Source organism: Methylobacillus sp. (assembly GCF_036844465.1).
In the GTDB taxonomy this organism is placed as follows: Bacteria; Pseudomonadota; Gammaproteobacteria; order Burkholderiales; family Methylophilaceae; genus Methylobacillus.
The window spans coordinates 1-15910 of record NZ_DAIUFW010000005.1 but is presented as its reverse complement, the minus strand read 5'-3'; the positions used below and the strand labels follow the sequence as shown (position 1 = coordinate 15910).

General features: G+C 55.1%; 15 protein-coding genes, 1 pseudogene and 1 riboswitch. Of the genes and pseudogenes, 8 read left to right on the top strand and 8 right to left on the bottom strand.

Going from position 1 to position 15910, the window contains the following annotated elements; translation table 11 throughout:
- The 6 genes and pseudogenes from V7Z75_RS08040 to fae form a co-directional block, all read right to left on the bottom strand.
- Positions 1–286 (bottom strand): annotated as a pseudogene (locus V7Z75_RS08040) (hypothetical protein); the annotation flags it as partial.
- 33 nt (positions 287–319) lie between these two features.
- Positions 320–916, bottom strand: a complete 597-nt coding sequence (locus V7Z75_RS08035) for an ABC-type transport auxiliary lipoprotein family protein (protein WP_334108101.1) — start codon at positions 914–916, stop codon at positions 320–322.
- A gap of 8 nt (positions 917–924) precedes the next feature.
- Entirely contained in the window at positions 925–1881 is a 957-nt protein-coding gene (locus V7Z75_RS08030) for an MlaD family protein (protein WP_334108100.1), read from the bottom strand.
- Between the two features lie 3 nt (positions 1882–1884).
- Complete coding sequence (locus V7Z75_RS08025) at positions 1885–2658, bottom strand: ABC transporter ATP-binding protein (RefSeq protein ID WP_334108099.1); 774 nt, start codon at positions 2656–2658, stop codon at positions 1885–1887.
- Positions 2659–2660: 2 nt separating this feature from the next.
- Positions 2661–3827, bottom strand: a complete 1167-nt coding sequence (locus V7Z75_RS08020) for an MlaE family ABC transporter permease (RefSeq protein ID WP_334108098.1) — start codon at positions 3825–3827, stop codon at positions 2661–2663.
- A 29-nt stretch (positions 3828–3856) separates the two neighbouring features.
- Positions 3857–4405: a formaldehyde-activating enzyme gene (gene fae / locus V7Z75_RS08015; protein ID WP_334108097.1), complete on the bottom strand. Its 549-nt coding sequence runs from the start codon at positions 4403–4405 to the stop codon at positions 3857–3859.
- Positions 4406–4559: 154 nt separating this feature from the next.
- On the opposite strand from fae, the gene V7Z75_RS08010 reads away from it, so the two are divergent.
- The 3 genes from V7Z75_RS08010 to V7Z75_RS08000 are packed head-to-tail and all read left to right on the top strand — an operon-like array spanning position 4560 to position 7448.
- A complete protein-coding gene (locus V7Z75_RS08010; RefSeq protein WP_334108096.1) occupies positions 4560–4979 on the top strand; it encodes a secondary thiamine-phosphate synthase enzyme YjbQ in 420 nt (139 codons plus the stop codon).
- 4 nt (positions 4980–4983) lie between these two features.
- The gene (locus tag V7Z75_RS08005) at positions 4984–5595 is read left to right on the top strand and encodes an NAD(P)H-dependent oxidoreductase (protein WP_334108095.1); all 612 of its coding nucleotides are present in this window, start codon (positions 4984–4986) and stop codon (positions 5593–5595) included.
- Positions 5595–7448, top strand: a complete 1854-nt coding sequence (locus V7Z75_RS08000) for a monovalent cation:proton antiporter-2 (CPA2) family protein (RefSeq protein ID WP_334108094.1) — start codon at positions 5595–5597, stop codon at positions 7446–7448. Before V7Z75_RS08005 ends, V7Z75_RS08000 begins: the two co-directional genes overlap by 1 nt.
- 61 nt (positions 7449–7509) lie before the next feature.
- Here the strand turns inward: V7Z75_RS08000 and V7Z75_RS07995 are convergent, their stop codons facing one another.
- Both V7Z75_RS07995 and metE read right to left on the bottom strand, forming a co-directional pair.
- Positions 7510–7938 (bottom strand): CBS domain-containing protein, encoded by a 429-nt coding sequence (locus V7Z75_RS07995; protein WP_334108093.1) that lies wholly within the window; start codon positions 7936–7938, stop codon positions 7510–7512.
- A gap of 166 nt (positions 7939–8104) precedes the next feature.
- Complete coding sequence (gene metE / locus V7Z75_RS07990; protein ID WP_334108092.1) at positions 8105–10396, bottom strand: 5-methyltetrahydropteroyltriglutamate--homocysteine S-methyltransferase; 2292 nt, start codon at positions 10394–10396, stop codon at positions 8105–8107.
- Positions 10397–10499: 103 nt separating this feature from the next.
- On the opposite strand from metE, the gene V7Z75_RS07985 reads away from it, so the two are divergent.
- From V7Z75_RS07985 to V7Z75_RS07965, 5 genes are all read left to right on the top strand, one after another.
- Positions 10500–11390, top strand: a complete 891-nt coding sequence (locus tag V7Z75_RS07985; protein WP_334108091.1) for a LysR family transcriptional regulator — start codon at positions 10500–10502, stop codon at positions 11388–11390.
- Positions 11391–11470: 80 nt separating this feature from the next.
- Positions 11471–11694: riboswitch (cobalamin riboswitch) on the top strand.
- Positions 11695–11814: 120 nt separating this feature from the next.
- Positions 11815–12639 (top strand): PEP-CTERM sorting domain-containing protein, encoded by an 825-nt coding sequence (locus V7Z75_RS07980; RefSeq protein WP_334108090.1) that lies wholly within the window; start codon positions 11815–11817, stop codon positions 12637–12639.
- Between the two features lie 22 nt (positions 12640–12661).
- A complete protein-coding gene (locus tag V7Z75_RS07975; RefSeq protein WP_334108089.1) occupies positions 12662–13459 on the top strand; it encodes a DUF4465 domain-containing protein in 798 nt (265 codons plus the stop codon).
- A 65-nt stretch (positions 13460–13524) separates the two neighbouring features.
- The gene (locus V7Z75_RS07970; protein WP_334108088.1) at positions 13525–15579 is read left to right on the top strand and encodes a TonB-dependent receptor; all 2055 of its coding nucleotides are present in this window, start codon (positions 13525–13527) and stop codon (positions 15577–15579) included.
- Positions 15580–15602: 23 nt separating this feature from the next.
- The coding region (locus V7Z75_RS07965) for an epoxyqueuosine reductase QueH (RefSeq protein ID WP_334108087.1) at positions 15603–15910 on the top strand (308 nt) is incomplete at its 3' end.

The window sequence follows — 15910 nt, the reverse complement described above, 5'->3', positions numbered from 1 at the left end:
GCCCGGCCCGGTGGCGTGATCCAGGAGCCATCCCGCGATTCGACGCGCATGCTGCACGCCTCCTGACGCAGAGTCTTGCCATCAGCCAGGAGCCATCCCGCGATTCGACGCGCATGCTGCCGGATGTGATGAACATCAGTTGTCCACGCCGGTGGGCATGTGTTTCCACGCGCCATCCGCTGGAGTAGTTGCCGACTCTGGCTACTACCGGCAGTGGCGAGAGGTCAGGGTCGGGGCCGACTCCATTGACGTCCCTGAATACCGGGTAAACGGTGATTTCTGGCATTGAGAGCCTTAGAGCAGATGCTGAATGCATTAATCAGGGGTTGCTCGGTTGACACTCACTGGCTGCAGCGCTGGTTACGCTGGCCCAGCGGGAGGCGGATTGCAGCGCCTCGGTGCTGGCGGCATCCAGCGCTGCCACGCCGCCGCGCGCATCGGTGCCTGATGCTGGGCTTTGGGCAGATACCAGCGTGGAAGCCAGCGGCTTGCGGGAGCGCTTATCCATCAGGCTGGCCTGTAACTGGACTACGCCGTGGCTGCTATTGGCGTCATCAAAGACATGATCGAAGGCAGTGATATAGAGTTTTAGGCTGCATCCCGCATGGCTGGAGGGGGTGGTGGCCAGTTTCTGGCGCAGCAGCTCTACGGGAGGACTTGCCCAGCGGCTTTCCGCATAGACAAACACCTGCGAGGGGTTCTTGTAGTTGAGGCGGTAGCGGATGTTGCTGTGCTGGATGGCATCCATGGCGCTGAGACTCTCAACCGGCAGGCTGAAATCCACTGGCCGGGTTGCGGCTTGCAGGCCGAAATCATACAAGTCCAGCGGCGTGGTTTTGGGTTTGATCGAGCTGACGCAGGCATTCAGGCTGAAAGCAGCTAACAGTGCCAGCGCAAGGGACGGGAGTGTGTGCATGGGATACCTCATTGAGCGGAATCGAAGCCGGATTCACCAGGGCCGGGGCGCATTTCCGGTTTGCCGAAAATCAGGCTTTGCGGATTCTCCTCCAGCATGTCCAGCAGGCGGCTGATGCGGCGGGCATCATCGTTGGCAGTTGCGGTCAGATCGTTGATGCGCGGCAGGGTTTCATTATTCAACGTGTCGCCAACCAGACCAGCGCTGTGACGCAGGTCGCCGGTCATATTGCGCACGTCCTGCACGGTGGCGGTCAGCTCGTTGAGCAGCGGCGTGGCGGCATTGGAGGCCTCTTGCAGATTGGCCAGGGTTTGCGTGAGCTGCTGCTGGTTCTGTTCAGACATGAATTTGCTGGCCTTGCCGAATGCTTCATTGGCAGATGCCAGTACTGGCTCCAGCCTGGAGGTCGCCCGCTCGAGATTGGCCAGGGTCTGGTTCAGGGTCGGCACGTCGATACTCTCGATAACGTTGTTGGCATGCTCCAGGGTGGCGGAGCCGTGATTGATAAAGGTTTCCATCTTATCCACCATGCGCGGGACGCGTTCGGAGATGCGGTCTATCAGTGAGGGGCGCATGGTGATGAGCGAATCCGGCGCAAGCTCCTCTCCCGTACCTGAGTCGTTCGGGTCGTTGAGGTCGATATAGGCAAGCCCCGTTACCCCTTGGGAGCGCAGTTCCGCATAGGCGTCCCTGGTCAGGCGCAGCTTGTCGTCCACCCGAATGATGATCTCGATCGAGGATTGCGAATTCGGGTCAAGCGCAATATCGGAGACTTTTCCCACGTTGACGCCGCGGAATTTGACCGAGGCTTCCTGGCTGAGCCCGGTGACAGGTTGTTTCGAGATGATCTTGTATTCGGTGAACGATTGGCGGGTGCCGCTCATCCACCAGAATGAGAATGCAAGAATCGCCAGCAGGATCAGAGTGATGATACCGACAGCAAGGGCGTGAGCACGGTTTTCCATAAATTATCCAATCCTTTCCAGTCGGACACGAACGCCCTGGAAAAAGTTTTGCACAAAGGGGTGGTCGATGTTGCCAAGCTCGCGCAGGCTGCAATTGGCGACGATATGCTTGTCGGCCAGCACCGCTACCTTGTCGGTCAGCGATACCAAAGTATCCAGATCATGGGTGACGAAAATTACTGTCAACCCCAAAGAGTGCTTGATGCTCTTGATCAATTCGACAAAATTTTCGCTGCGATCCGGGTCCAGCCCCGCGGTTGGTTCGTCCAGCAACAGCAATTCCGGCTCCAGCGCCAGCGCGCGCGCCAATGCCACACGCTTGATCATGCCGCCGGAAAGTTGCGAGGGCAACCGGGTGCCGGTGTCCGGCTCCATTTCCACCAGCGCCAGTTTGTGCAATACGAGCTGGCGGATGGTGGCTTCGTCAAATTGCTTGAGTTCGCGCAGGGGAAAGGCGATGTTGTCGAACACGCTGAGCGCGGAGAACAGCGCACCCTGCTGGAACAGCATGCCCAGCCGGTTCATCAGGCGTTGTTGCGGCAGTCTGCTCATGGCATGTAGATTTCTGCCGAACAGCAATACCTCACCCTTGGTCGGACGGGTCAGGCCGACAATATGCCGTAGCAGAGTGGTCTTTCCGCTACCGGAGCCGCCGACCAGGGACACAATCTCGCCGGTATTGATCGTCAGGTCGAGGTTCTGGTGCACGGTATTGCTGCCGAACACCGTCCAGACTTTCCTGATGTCGCAGATCGGAGGCATTGCTTGCTGGTTCATCGTCATACCCCGATGCTTCTCGTGAGAATGGCGAAACCCGCATCGATCAGGATGACGCAGGTAATGGCGGTGACGACGGAACTGGTGGTGCTGCGGCTCAGGCTTTCGGTGTTCGGCTTGATGCGCAGGCCGAAGTGGCAGGCCATGACGGCGACAATGAAGCCAAACATGACGCCCTTGACCAGACCCAGAGTGAGGTTGACCGGCTGCACGACGGTAGCAAGGTAATCAAAAAAGAAGCGGTATCCCAGGCCGAGTTCGAGATTGGCGGAGAGGGCGCCGCCGAGCAAACCCCAGCACGAGGTCCAGATGACAAGGAACGGTGCGATGAAAGTGAGCCCTAACACTTTGGGCAGCACAATGCGCAGGATGCGGGAAATACCCATGGTGGCGAGCGCGTCGATTTCCTCGGTGACGCGCATGACGCCGATCTGGGCGGCCATGGCAGAACCTGACCGCCCGGCAATCAGTACGGCCATGAGGATGGGCCCAAGCTCGCGGATGATGGCCAGCCCGAGGATATTAACGATGAAGATGTCAGCGCCGAAGGTACGGAGCTGAGTTGCCATCAGGTAACTCATGGCAATGCCGATCATGAAACCCAGCAAGGCTGTGACCGGGAGTGCCGTCACGCCACTTTTATAGACATTGGCGCTGAACTCGCGCCAAGGGAAATCCTGCGGTCGGCGCAGGAGATAAGCCAGTTCCATGACCAGCAGCCCCAGCAGGCTGACGAAATCACGGAGATGGCTGCTCATGAAAATCGTCAGCCTGCCTGCTGCGGCTATCAGCTTTAGCAGGTTGAAACGCGAGGATTTTTCAACGGTTGGATTAGGAATGCTGGCCAGCGTTTCAAATAAAGCGGCTTGTTCGTCAGTGAGCGCTACCTTATCCTTTAATTGACCATGCCAGCCATTCCACAAGACTGCCGCGCCAGCGGTATCCAGCTGTTCGATCTGGGTCAGGTCCCAGTGAATATTGGCATCGGCAAAATAGGGCTTGAGCGCACGGCGCAGCCGGGCGAAGTCGTTATCCAGGTCGCGCAGGGACCATTGCCCGTTGAGGACAATGCGTGTTGCACCTGGAGCATCTCGCTCTACCTGAAAACCTGCAGCAGCCATAGCATTCTTGTTGAATATTGCCCTGGCAACGGCATGCTGCCAGGGCATCTTTAAAGCCTAAATTATGTGTTGGTCAGTCAGATCTTGCCGTCCAGGCCCATCTGGAAGTATTTATGCACGATCTTGTCCTGGTTTTCCAACAGCCAATCGATATCGGGCTTATTGTTCATCGCCTTGTGGATGGCGTTGGCTGTGGCCTTACGGTGGATGTCGAACAGGATTTGATGGTCCAGGTTGTCCTGGTCGATCACGATGGGGTTGAGCCAGACCGAGACGATGATGCCGAGGTCGTTGGCTTTCTCCTTGGGGATATCGCCATTGCGCACGGCATCCAGCACGCCATTGGCGATTGCGGCCTGCACGGTGCCCATGAGGATATTGGTGTAACGCTCGTTCTTGACGGTGACCTTGCTCACCATGATGGTGGCGGGACGCACCATGATGTCAGTATTGAGGATGGCAAGCACGCGGGAGTGTCCCTTGACCTGGTCACCAAGCAAGGTGCCGAAGGCAGTGCCCATGGGGCCGTCCATTTCGCCGATGATCACCTCTGGTTCGGCAGCCGTTCCGGGCGGGCCACCTGCCACCAGGGCTTCGCCGACACGCATGTAGATCTTGTCGCTCATTGTGTATTTCTCCTTGCTTGATTGTAATGAGAAGGCAGTAACTGGTTAGTTTTAACCGAAAACCAAGCTAATTGCAAAAGAGTATTTCGGCTCGTCCAATGACAACAGCGGCAGGCTATAATTTCCCGGTTGACTATTTTTTAAGGCAGGACCCATGAAAAGTTACCGTAAAGAGCTGTGGTTCAATGCGCCGTCGCGCGTGGCGTTCATCAACATTACCCATGAAGTCGAAATCTGTTTGCGCGAAAGCGGCGTGCGTGAAGGGCTGGTGCTGGTGAATGCGATGCATATCACTGCAAGCGTGTTCATCAACGATGATGAATCCGGCCTGCATCATGATTATCGTGAATGGCTGGAGCGCCTGGCGCCGCACGAGCCCATTCGCAACTATCGCCATAACGATACCGGCGAGGACAATGCCGATGCGCACATGAAGCGCCAGATCATGGGCCGTGAAGTCGTGGTCGCGGTGACGGAAGGCCGCCTGGATTTTGGTCCGTGGGAGCAGATTTTCTATGGAGAGTTCGATGGCCGCCGCAATAAGCGCGTACTCGTGAAAATCATCGGGGAATGAGCGTTTGAACAAGCGCGTGCTGGTGATTCTGGCACATCCCATGCTGGAAAACTCGCGTATCAACCGGGCGCTGCTTGAGGCTGCCCGTCGCTGCGAGTGCGTGCGGGTGCATGATCTTTATGCCGCTTATCCTGAGCAGATGATTGATGTGCCGCATGAGCAGGCATTAGTGAATGAGCATGACGTGCTGGTGTTCCAGCACCCTTTATATTGGTATTCATGCCCGGCTTTGCTGAAAAGCTGGCTGGATACCGTGCTGCGCTACGGCTGGGCTTATGGTGAAACCACACATTTGTCGGGCAAGGCCTGGGTGCAGGTTGTTTCTGCAGCGGGGTCGGAAGTCGTCTACCAGCGCCGTGGCTATAACCATTTTTCCATGGCCGAGCTGTTGCGACCTTTCGAACAGACGGCGAGGCTATGCAATATGCACTATCTGCAACCTTTTCTCATCCAGGCGGCGGATACTCTCAGCGATGAGGCTTTGCAGGATCAAGCGGCAAGTTATGCTATCTGGCTTGATCGGTTGGCGGCAGGCGATTGGCCGCCAGTGGTAGATAGCTTGCAGGCGGAAGAGGCGAAGTATCTGGCGCCGGATAATGACATGAAAGCAAGCTGATGGCGGACACCCAGATTCCTGCCCTATTGCTGGAAAGCGCTATCTATCTCGGTGCGGCGGTGCTGGCCGTGCCTGTGTTCCGCCGCATTGGCCTCGGCTCCGTGTTGGGATACCTGTTTGCTGGAATCGTCATCGGCCCCTGGGGGCTGGGCTTGGTCGGGAACACCGAGACGGTGATGCATTTTTCCGAGTTCGGCGTGGTAATGATGCTGTTCCTGATCGGGCTGGAGATCGAGCCGGACAAGCTCATGGAGTTGCGCCTGCCGATTTTCGGTATGGGTGGTTTGCAAGTCTTGCTCACTACTGGCTTGGTATATGGGTTGGGCGTGGTCTTTGGCCTGGATTGGCGGTTCTCGTTGGTGGCAGGCATGGGGATTGCCATGTCTTCCACCGCAATTGCGATACAGATTCTTGCCGAGCAGGGGGCATTGAACCGGCCGGCAGGGCGAGCCTCGTTTGCCGTCCTGCTTTTCCAGGATCTGGCGGTTATTCCCATCATGATCCTGCTGCTGGTTATCGCTCCAGGGGCGCATACCTCGCATGGCGTACATATGGACTGGCTGGCGATTCTCAAGGCCATTGGACTGGTGGTGTTGCTGATACTGGGCGGGCAATACCTGCTGCGCCCGGTGCTGCGCTATATCGCCAACACCGGGCTACGGGAAATATTCATCGCCTTTGCCTTGTTCCTGGTCATCGGCGTTTCCATTCTCATGACACTGGTCGGTTTATCCATGGCTTTGGGAGCATTCATTGCCGGAGTGCTGCTCGCGGATTCGGAATACCGCCAGGAGTTGGAACTGGATATCGAGCCTTTCAAAGGTTTGCTCCTGGGGCTGTTTTTCATTTCTGTGGGCATGTCGGTCAACCTGGACATGGTGTTGCAGCAGCCAGGGCTGATTATCGGGCTGGCATTGGCTATTGTGCTGGTCAAGCTGGCGTTACTGTTCGGCTTGGCACGGATATTCGGTCAGGCGAATGCTGGCAGCATGATGTTTGCGGTGACCTTGTCGCAGATAGGCGAGTTCGCTTTTGTGATTTTCAACACGGCGGTCGAGGCCAAGGTCATCAGCGCCGGGCATAGCGCGTTGCTTAACTCCGTGGTGGCGTTATCCATGGTCACCACGCCGTTATTATTGCTGCTTTTTCAGTATGGCTATCGGCGCAGGCTGAAGCAGCATCGCAAGAACCGGCAGCATGACGAATTTGAGGAGGCACGGCCCGTTATCATTGCCGGGTTCGGCAGGGTGGGGCAGGTTATCACCCGTTTGTTGACCAGTGCCGGAATTGTGCCGACGGTGATCGAGCACGATCCCAACCAGATCGAGCTGATGCGCAGCTTCGGTTATCGCGCCTATTACGGCGACATTACCAGGCCCGATGTATTGCGCGCGGCAGGCATCGCCAAAGCGCGGCTCTTGATACTGGCGATAGACAATGCCGAAGATGCGTTGGAAACGGCGCGGTATGTGCGCCAGCATTATCCCGAAGTCAGAATTTTGGCCCGCGCGCGCAACCGTACCTATGTATTCGACTATATGGATATGGGAATTGATTGCGTCCGTGAAACTTTCTTCTCAGCGGTGCATCTGGGCGAGAAGGCATTGTGCGAAATGGGCTATACACCGTACCAGGCATATAGCGCCGCCTGGCGGTTCCGACAGGGTGATGAGAAAATGACGCGGGAATTGCAGCCTATCCACACCAATATGCAGGAAGTGGTTTCCTACACGGTGCGCACCCGCCAGGATTTGCAGCGGATGCTGGCGCGGGAAATGGAAGAGGTGACGGATAGCCGCAATCACAATGTCTGGGAAGGCCCGGACGCGTCAAGTGGCTCCAAGCCCTCTTGAGCAGCAATTGCCACAACACAGCAAGGAGAGCAGCAACGCCAGGAGAGCTTGATGAGTTGCTTTAGCTCTGGATATAGTTTTCCAGTTGCTGGATGAGAAACTCCTGGTAGGCGATGGTTTCCTTCACCAGATCGCCAATGGAGAGCAGGCCGACCAGCTTGTCATCTTCCAGCACTGGCAGGTGGCGGACGCGCTTGCCTGACACCAGGTTCATGCAATGATCCACGGTATCGTCGAGGTGTACTGTCGTCAATTGCGCCGACATAATGTCGCCGACAGTCGTGGTTCTCGAGGTTCTGCCTTTGAGGACGACTTCGCGCGCATAATCCCGCTCGGAAAAGATGCCGACCAGCTTGTCTCTCTGCATGACGGCCAACGCACCGATATGGTGCTCGGCCATGAGGAGCAAAGCGTCATAGATCAGGCTTTCCGGCGCAACGGAATATACGGTACTGCCTTTGGTGTCCAGAACTTGCCGCACGGTTTTCATGGTGGCGCCTCCTTTTGTTTTCTTGTCAGTATGGGGTCAATATACACTGGATTGCGTTCGTGATGAATATCCAGGACATGGATGGCGGGTTATCGGCTGCCAACCCCTGAAATGCAATATGCCGCTGAACGCGGCATATTGATTCAATCACAAGCTACTGGCGTGGTCAGTGCTGGGCGCGCAATGTTTTCGCTGCAGCGACCATATTGGTCAGCGCAGGGGTCACCTCTGCCCACTGGCGGGTTTTCAGGCCGCAGTCAGGGTTTACCCACAGGCGCTCGGCAGGGATGCGCTCTGCAGCCTTTTGCATCAGCTGCACCATGTGCTCTTCTGTCGGTATGTTGGGCGAGTGAATGTCGTAAACGCCAGGACCGATTTCGTTCGGGTAATTGAAGTTGTCGAACGCGTCGAGCAGCTCCATATCCGAGCGCGAGGTCTCAATGGTGATGACGTCGGCATCCATGTCCGCGATCGAAGCAATGATGTCGTTGAACTCGGAATAGCACATATGAGTGTGAATCTGGGTTTCGTCTTCCACGCCGTTGGCGGTGATGCGGAACGATTCCACGGCCCAGTCGAGGTATTCCTTCCATTGCGATTTACGCAGCGGCAGGCCTTCGCGCAAGGCAGCCTCGTCGATCTGGATCACGTGTACGCCGGCTTTTTCCAGGTCGAGCACTTCCTGGCGGATGGCCAGTGCGAGCTGGTAGCAGCTTACGGAGCGTGGCTGGTCGTCGCGCACGAATGACCAGTTGAGGATGGTCACGGGACCAGTCAGCATGCCCTTCATCGGCTTGGCTGTGAGCGATTGCGCATACTTGATCCATTCCACGGTCATCGGGTGCGGGCGGCTGATGTCACCGAACAGGATGGGCGGCTTCACGCAGCGCGAACCGTAGGACTGCACCCAGCCGAACTGGCTGAACGCATAGCCTTCCAGTTGCTCGCCGAAGTATTCCACCATGTCGTTGCGTTCGGCTTCGCCGTGCACCAATACGTCCAGGCCCAGCTTTTCCTGTTCGCGCACGCTGCGCTCGATTTCCTGCTGCATGGCGGCCTTGTAAGCAATTTCATTCAGCGTGCCTGCCTTGAATTGGCTGCGGGCCTGACGGATATCGGCGGTTTGCGGGAATGAGCCGATGGTAGTCGTGGGGTACTTTGGCAATTGCAGCAAAGCTGCCTGCTTTTGCGCGCGCTGGGCATACGGGTTCTTGCGCTGGCCTAGCTTGGCATCCAGTTCACCCAAGGCAGCCTTGACTGCTGGATTGTTCACGCGCGGCGAATTGCGACGTGCGTCGATCGCGGCCTGGTTGGCGTCGAGTTCCGCCTTGACGGCAGCGCGACCACTGCGCAACGCGGTAGCCAATACCTTCAATTCTGCCAGTTTCTGGATGGCAAACGCCAGCCAGGACTTGATTTCTTCATCCAGACGTTGTTCGCTGTCGAGATCCACAGGTACGTGCAGCAGCGAGCAGGAAGGCGCAATCCATAGGCGCTCGCCCAATTGTTGCGCCAGCGGCTCTACCCAATCCAGCACGGCATTGAGGTCGGTTTTCCAGATGTTGCGGCCATTGATGACGCCCAGAGATACAACTCTGTCCGCAGGAAGCAGTTCGAGCAGCGGCGCAATGTCGTCGCGCCCGTTGATGGCATCGATATGCACGCCCGCGACTGGCAGGCTGGCAAGCAAGGCGCGGTTTTCCAGCAATTGACCAAAATAGGTCGCCAGCAACAGCTTGACCGGAATGCTCTTGAAGTAGCTATAAGCAGTTTCAAACGCATCCTGCCAGCCGTCGTCGAGCTCGGTAACCAGGATCGGTTCGTCGATCTGCACCCATTCAACGCCTTGCTTCGCCAGGGTTTCCAGCAGTTCGGCATAGACAGGCAGCAGGCGCTGCAACAAGGCCAGCTTGTCGGAATCGTCCTTGGCTTTGCCGATGGCCAGGTAGGTCACCGGCCCGATGATGACGGGCTTGGCCTTGACACCCTGCGCCTTGGCTTCGGCCAATTGTTCCAGCAGGCGCGATGTGTCCAGCTTGAATGCGGTATTGGCGTTGAATTCTGGCACGATGTAGTGGTAGTTGGTGTCGAACCACTTGGTCATTTCGCCCGCGGCGACGCCGCCGCAGCAAGCGGCATGTTCCTCGGCGGATTTGGCGGAGCGGCCGCGTGCCACGCGGAAGTAGTTGTCCAGCTGGTCGCCGTGGAAATCCTTGACGCGCTCGGGCAGGTTGCCCAGCGTGAAGCTCATGTCCAGCACCTGGTCGTAGAAGGCGAAGTCGCCAACTGGCACGAGATCGAGGTCCGATTGCGCTGCCCAGTGGCGCTGGCGCAAGGCGGCGCCAGTGGATTTCAACTCTTCACGGGAGGATTCGCCCTTCCAGTAGGATTCCAATGCGAATTTCAGTTCACGTTTGGCGCCAATGCGCGGAAAGCCAAGATTATGAATTGTGGCCATGTGCATTACCTTCATCAGAATTTATGATGTGAGCATGGTAGTCCGATCAATACATGATTAAAAATGGTATTATTTCAACACTCAATGAATTTAACTCATCAGTATGCTGGATAGAATCCATCTCACCATCATTCGCGAAGTCGAAAAGCAAGGCTCGCTGACGGCGGCAGCCAATGTGATGTGCCTGACGCAATCCGCGCTGAGCCATAGCATGAAGAAGCTGGAGCAGCAACTGGGCACGGATATCTGGCTGCGCGAAGGGCGCAGTCTGCGCCTGACGCAGGCCGGGCAATACCTGCTGGCGGTAGCCAACCGCGTCTTGCCGCAACTGGCATTGGCGGAAGAACGTCTGCGCCAGTTCGCTCAGGGAGAGCGCGGCACGCTGCGCATCGGCATGGAGTGCCATCCCTGCTACCAATGGCTGCTCAAGGTAGTGTCGCCTTACCTCGCCGCCTGGCCCGATGTGGACGTGGACGTGAAGCAGAAATTCCAGTTCGGCGGCATAGGCGCATTGTTCGGCTACGAGATCGACATGCTGGTGACGCCGGACCCGCTCTACAAGCCGGGCCTGCATTTCCAGCCGGTGTTCGATTACGAGCAGGTGCTGGTGGTGGGCGTGCGGCACAGGTTGAGCGGCGCGGAGTACGTGCTGCCGGAGCAGCTCGCGGCAGAAACCCTGATTACCTATCCCGTGGAAATCGACCGGCTGGATATCTATACCCAGTTCATGCTCCCTGCAGGCATTAACCCCAAGCGTCACAAGCAGATCGAGACTACGGACATCATGCTGCAGATGGTCGCGAGCGGACGTGGCGTGGCGGCATTACCGCGCTGGCTGGTCAATGAATATCGGGCCAAGTTTGACGTGGTGCCGCTGCGTCTGGGCAGGGACGGTGTCACCAAGCAGATTTTTCTCGGCATCCGCGAGTCGGATATGCATATCGACTACGTCCAGGCTTTTGTCGAATTGGCGCAGATTCAAGTTCTGGGCTGAGTCATACATATGGCTTAAATACCCTGGGCAAAGAGAGAGCGATGCTTGTCTCGGGTAAATGAAATAAGCGAAGTTGTGATAGTATCGCTAATGCTTTAGGTGCTTCTGACAAGTTCTTTGTCAGGAGTTAAACGGGAAGTTCGGTGCGCAATCTCACGTTCATAGTGAAGTGCAATTCCGACGCTGCCCCCGCAACGGTAAATGAGTCATGCCGGTTCGATATGCCACTGTGCAATGCTGCATGGGAAGGTGAACTGGATATATCCTCATAAGCCCGGAGACCGGCCTGATGCTTGTAATACGTTTGCTACGGTGGGTAGTGTGATGTGTGCTTGAGTGTCGTCCTGCGTCCTGTCAGGGCTCATGCCTATTTTCTCCTTATCCATTTGTAGCTTCATTTCATCAGATTTGGGGAAAATTCACCATGCGTAATACTTTTGCCTTGTTGCCATTGGCAGGTTTGCTATTGAGCGGTGCGGCCTATGCGGGTCCGTTTGCACCAGCTGCAGGCAAGCCTGGATCCACTGCTATTATTGGTACCGATCCCGGTTTCGTCCAGTGGGCTACCGGTTATGAAAACTATAATCCAGGCCCTAACGTCGATGCTACCTGGAAAACACCTGAAAATGCCTTGGGTGGTGCGGCGGGCACCGGTCTGGACAGCGTTTATGATATTGTCACTCTGGGCGATGGCGGCAGCATTACACTGACATTCAGTGGCACGATCTACAACGGTACTGGCTATGACTTTGCCGTATTCGAGAATTCTTTCAATGACACCTTCCTTGAGTTGGCATACGTTGAGGTTTCTTCTGACGGTATCAATTTCTTCCGTTTTCCTAACTATTCCTTCACATCCAATCCTGTCAGTGGCTACGGTACGGTGGATCCCACCAATATCCATAATCTGGCTGGTAAGTACAAGGTAGGTTATGGCACACCATTTGATCTTGATGATCTGGTAGGCATTGCTGGACTGGATGTCAATGCAGTCAGCCATGTCCGCCTGATCGACATTGTAGGGGATGGTAGCTATTTCGATAGTTATCCTGCTGAATACGGTGGCCCCAATCCTATCTATGATCCTTTCCCAACCTGGGGTAGTGGCGGCTTCGACTTGGATGCAGTGGGTGTCATCCACTTTGCAGCAGCCGTGCCGGAGCCGTCTGCGTATGCCATGTTGCTGGCAGGCTTGATTGTAGTGCCTGCAGTAGCGCGTCGTCGTCAACGTCGCAATCTGACAGCTTAACCCTCTCTGGAAAGGAAAAGATATGTACAAGTACATGACAAGCCTAGCTATTGCCGGGCTGATGGTAGCTGGGCAAGCTAATGCAGCGACTGTTACCAGCACATTTGAAGATCTCTTATCTAGCCCGAATAGCAATTACAACGGAGCGGACAAGATATTTACCAGTGGCCTGGGAAGCTTTCAGTTCAATTATGACGAGATGTATGGCTCATGGGATGGTTTCACTTACTCCAACCAGACTGATACCACAACAGCAGGTTGGTTGAACCAGTTCAGCGCTTTTGCAGGTGAAGGTGCAGATGGGTCATCCAGCTATGCGGTAGCTTATGTCTCCTCCTACTTTGGCAATCAGCCGACCATTACCTTTGATAGCGCGGTGAATGTAGCGGGTGCTTATATCACCAATACTACCTATGCGGCGCTCTCCATGACCTATGGTGATGATTTTGCCAAGATGTTTGGCGGTGTAAGTGGGAATGATGAAGACTGGTTCAAGCTGACTGCCTATGGTTTTGATGCGCTCGGCAATAGTACAGGTTTTGTCGATTTCTACCTGGCAGATTACCGTTTCAGCGATAACAGTCAGGATTACATCGTCAAGGACTGGACGTTTGTCGATTTTTCCAGCCTGGGTGCGGTGACTAAGATCACATTCAATGTAGCCTCTTCCGACAATCATCCGCAATGGGGTATCAATACTCCTGCCTACTTTGCGCTGGATAACCTGGTTGCAGCACCTGTGCCTGAGTCAAGCAGTGCAGCATTGCTGCTGGCAGGCTTGGGCCTGCTGGGTGCTGTTGCACGCAAGCGCCGCAGCTAGGTTTACCTGGCATTGCATTAGCCCGCGATCTTAGCTAGGTGGCGGGTTCTCATTTTTTACTCATCATGAATCTATCTCATCACACTCGCCTACTGCTGCTCGCGACCTTGATTACAGGGCCTAGTCTGACCAGTTTCGCCGCAGAAGATACAGCTACTCTGGAGGAGATCCAGATAATTGGCATGCACGATAATGAGGCCTTTAAAGGTTTACCGCATAGTGTCAGCGTGATTACTTCCGAGGAAATTGCCCGCTCTCCCTATAGTTCTGTGGCTGAACTGCTCAGTCGCGAAGCTGGACTTAACCTTAAAAGCTTTTATGGCAATGACAAGAAGGCCAGTATTGATATCCGTGGTATGGGTGATACTGCCGTCAGCAATGTTCTGGTATTGATTGATGGGGTGAAACTCAATGAATTCGACCTTTCAGGAGCTGATTTCAGCACCATAGCACTATCGCAGATTGAACGCGTGGAAATCCTGCGTGGTGGTGGCTCCGTGGAATACGGTGATGGTGCCGTTGGTGGCGTGATCAACATCATTACCAAACGTGGTTATCCTGGTCAGAAAATATCTGGTTTCGTCGAGGCAACGCGTGGCTCATTTGGTCAGCAGGATTTGCGAGGCAATCTAAGGGCTTCGGCTGGCCCCTTGGCAACCACCATCAATCTCAGTCAACTTGATACCGATGGTTACCGCAAGAACAGTGACCTTCGCTCCAAAAACGGCGCTATTGAATTCCGCCTGATGCCTAACGATCTGTATGATTTTTACCTCCGGATTAGCAGCCATCGAGATGAACATGGGTTTACCGGGTATGTCAGCAGAGAGGCGTTTAGATCCGAATCTGGACGAAGAGGAACACGGACACCAAATGATAGGGGCTGGACAGATGACGATAGTTATACCTTGGGGGCGAGCCTCGATTTCGAGCAATTCGGCAAGCTAACCTTGCAAGCAACCAAACGGCAACGCACCAATGATTATGTCATGAGCCCCAATCTTGGTTTGCCGATTGATAGGCAAATCGACCAAATCCAGTCGGAACGTAAGGATTACAGCCTTCGCTACGATCTGGAATTTTCCACCGGTCCACTCAAGCATAGCTTAGTAACAGGAGCAAATCGTCAGTTAGGCGATTACGCCAGACTATCAGGTATACAACTATCAGGAGTACATCCTGAACGTAAAGTAGCCGATCTCGACCGGCGTGGCCTGTTCATCAAGGACAGTATTGTTATCCCTGGCAATGTGACACTGGTCTTGGGCGCGCGCGTTGAAACATTTAGAACCATGATGTCTGATGAGAAGTACGCCAGAAATTGCAGTTATACCCCAGGTTTCCCACCGATTCTCATCGGATGCACACCCTATGCCTACCGTTCCGACAACCAACAAGGTGGCAACTGGCGCAATCATGGTTCGGAGGTTGGACTGAGCTGGAAACCCATTAACAGCTTTGATTTGTTTGCCAGTGTCACGCGCCAATTTCGCAGCCCCAATATTGATGAACTGGTACTTTCTTCATCAGACCTCAAGCCACAGCAGGGTAAGACTTCTGAACTCGGTGTCAGGTATGATCCAGACAAGTCGCTCTCTCTAAGTCTCACGTTATTCAAGATGCGCAATGAGGATGAAATCTACTTTGGGCCGCCAGCGGCAGGCGGCCTGGCTGTCAATCGTAACTATGATGAACCTACCGTGCGTAAGGGGCTGGAATTCCAAAGCAAATGGCAGATGAGTCCCAAGTGGTTCTCCAACTTCAACGCAGCCTATATTCAACCCAAGTTTGATGGTTCAGGTGCTGATATACCACATGTGCCACGCCAGACAGCCAACTTCAACCTGCGCTGGACGCCACAGCAAGCGTTAAGTTTGAGCGTGGGCCTGCGTTATGTCGGTAGCCGTTATGACGGCGACGACATTACTAATACCGCATTTGCTAAATTATCTGCGTACACCTTGGTAGATGCCGCACTGGGTTACGACCTCAAGCAATGGGAGTTGATGGCAGGGGTCAATAACCTGTTTGACCAGGCTTATACAACATTGGGTTATCGTGAGACCTATTACCCGATGCCCGGCAGAAATGGCTTCATCAGGGCCAGATTCAAGTTCTAGTTCAGGCTGGGAGAAATAAAAACATGAGCGATTCACAAGATTTCAAACGCAATTCCCTGCCATTGCCCAACGGTCACAACAAGGTGTTGCTGCACTCGTGCTGCGCGCCATGCAGTGGCGAGGTGATGGAGGCTATGTTGGCTTCCGGTATCGATTACACGATCTTTTTCTACAATCCCAACATTCACCCACTCAAGGAGTATGAACTGCGCAAGAACGAGAATATCCGTTTTGCCGAGCAGTTCGGCGTGCCGTTTGTCGATGCCGACTACGATCGCGACAACTGGTTCGCGCGCGCCAAGGGCATGGAGCATGAACCCGAGCGCGGCGT

Excerpts from the sequence above, each read along its gene's own strand:
- V7Z75_RS08035 (WP_334108101.1), bottom strand. The coding sequence starts at position 916 with ATGCACACACTCCCGTCCCTTGCGCTGGCACTGTTAGCTGCTTTCAGC.
- V7Z75_RS08030 (WP_334108100.1), bottom strand. The coding sequence starts at position 1,881 with ATGGAAAACCGTGCTCACGCCCTTGCTGTCGGTATCATCACTCTGATC.
- V7Z75_RS08025 (WP_334108099.1), bottom strand. The coding sequence starts at position 2,658 with ATGAACCAGCAAGCAATGCCTCCGATCTGCGACATCAGGAAAGTCTGG.
- V7Z75_RS08020 (WP_334108098.1), bottom strand. The coding sequence starts at position 3,827 with ATGCCCTGGCAGCATGCCGTTGCCAGGGCAATATTCAACAAGAATGCT.
- fae (WP_334108097.1), bottom strand. The coding sequence starts at position 4,405 with ATGAGCGACAAGATCTACATGCGTGTCGGCGAAGCCCTGGTGGCAGGT.
- V7Z75_RS08010 (WP_334108096.1), top strand. The coding sequence starts at position 4,560 with ATGAAAAGTTACCGTAAAGAGCTGTGGTTCAATGCGCCGTCGCGCGTG.
- V7Z75_RS08000 (WP_334108094.1), top strand. The coding sequence starts at position 5,595 with ATGGCGGACACCCAGATTCCTGCCCTATTGCTGGAAAGCGCTATCTAT.
- V7Z75_RS07995 (WP_334108093.1), bottom strand. The coding sequence starts at position 7,938 with ATGAAAACCGTGCGGCAAGTTCTGGACACCAAAGGCAGTACCGTATAT.
- metE (WP_334108092.1), bottom strand. The coding sequence starts at position 10,396 with ATGGCCACAATTCATAATCTTGGCTTTCCGCGCATTGGCGCCAAACGT.
- V7Z75_RS07985 (WP_334108091.1), top strand. The coding sequence starts at position 10,500 with ATGCTGGATAGAATCCATCTCACCATCATTCGCGAAGTCGAAAAGCAA.
- V7Z75_RS07980 (WP_334108090.1), top strand. The coding sequence starts at position 11,815 with ATGCGTAATACTTTTGCCTTGTTGCCATTGGCAGGTTTGCTATTGAGC.
- V7Z75_RS07975 (WP_334108089.1), top strand. The coding sequence starts at position 12,662 with ATGTACAAGTACATGACAAGCCTAGCTATTGCCGGGCTGATGGTAGCT.
- V7Z75_RS07970 (WP_334108088.1), top strand. The coding sequence starts at position 13,525 with ATGAATCTATCTCATCACACTCGCCTACTGCTGCTCGCGACCTTGATT.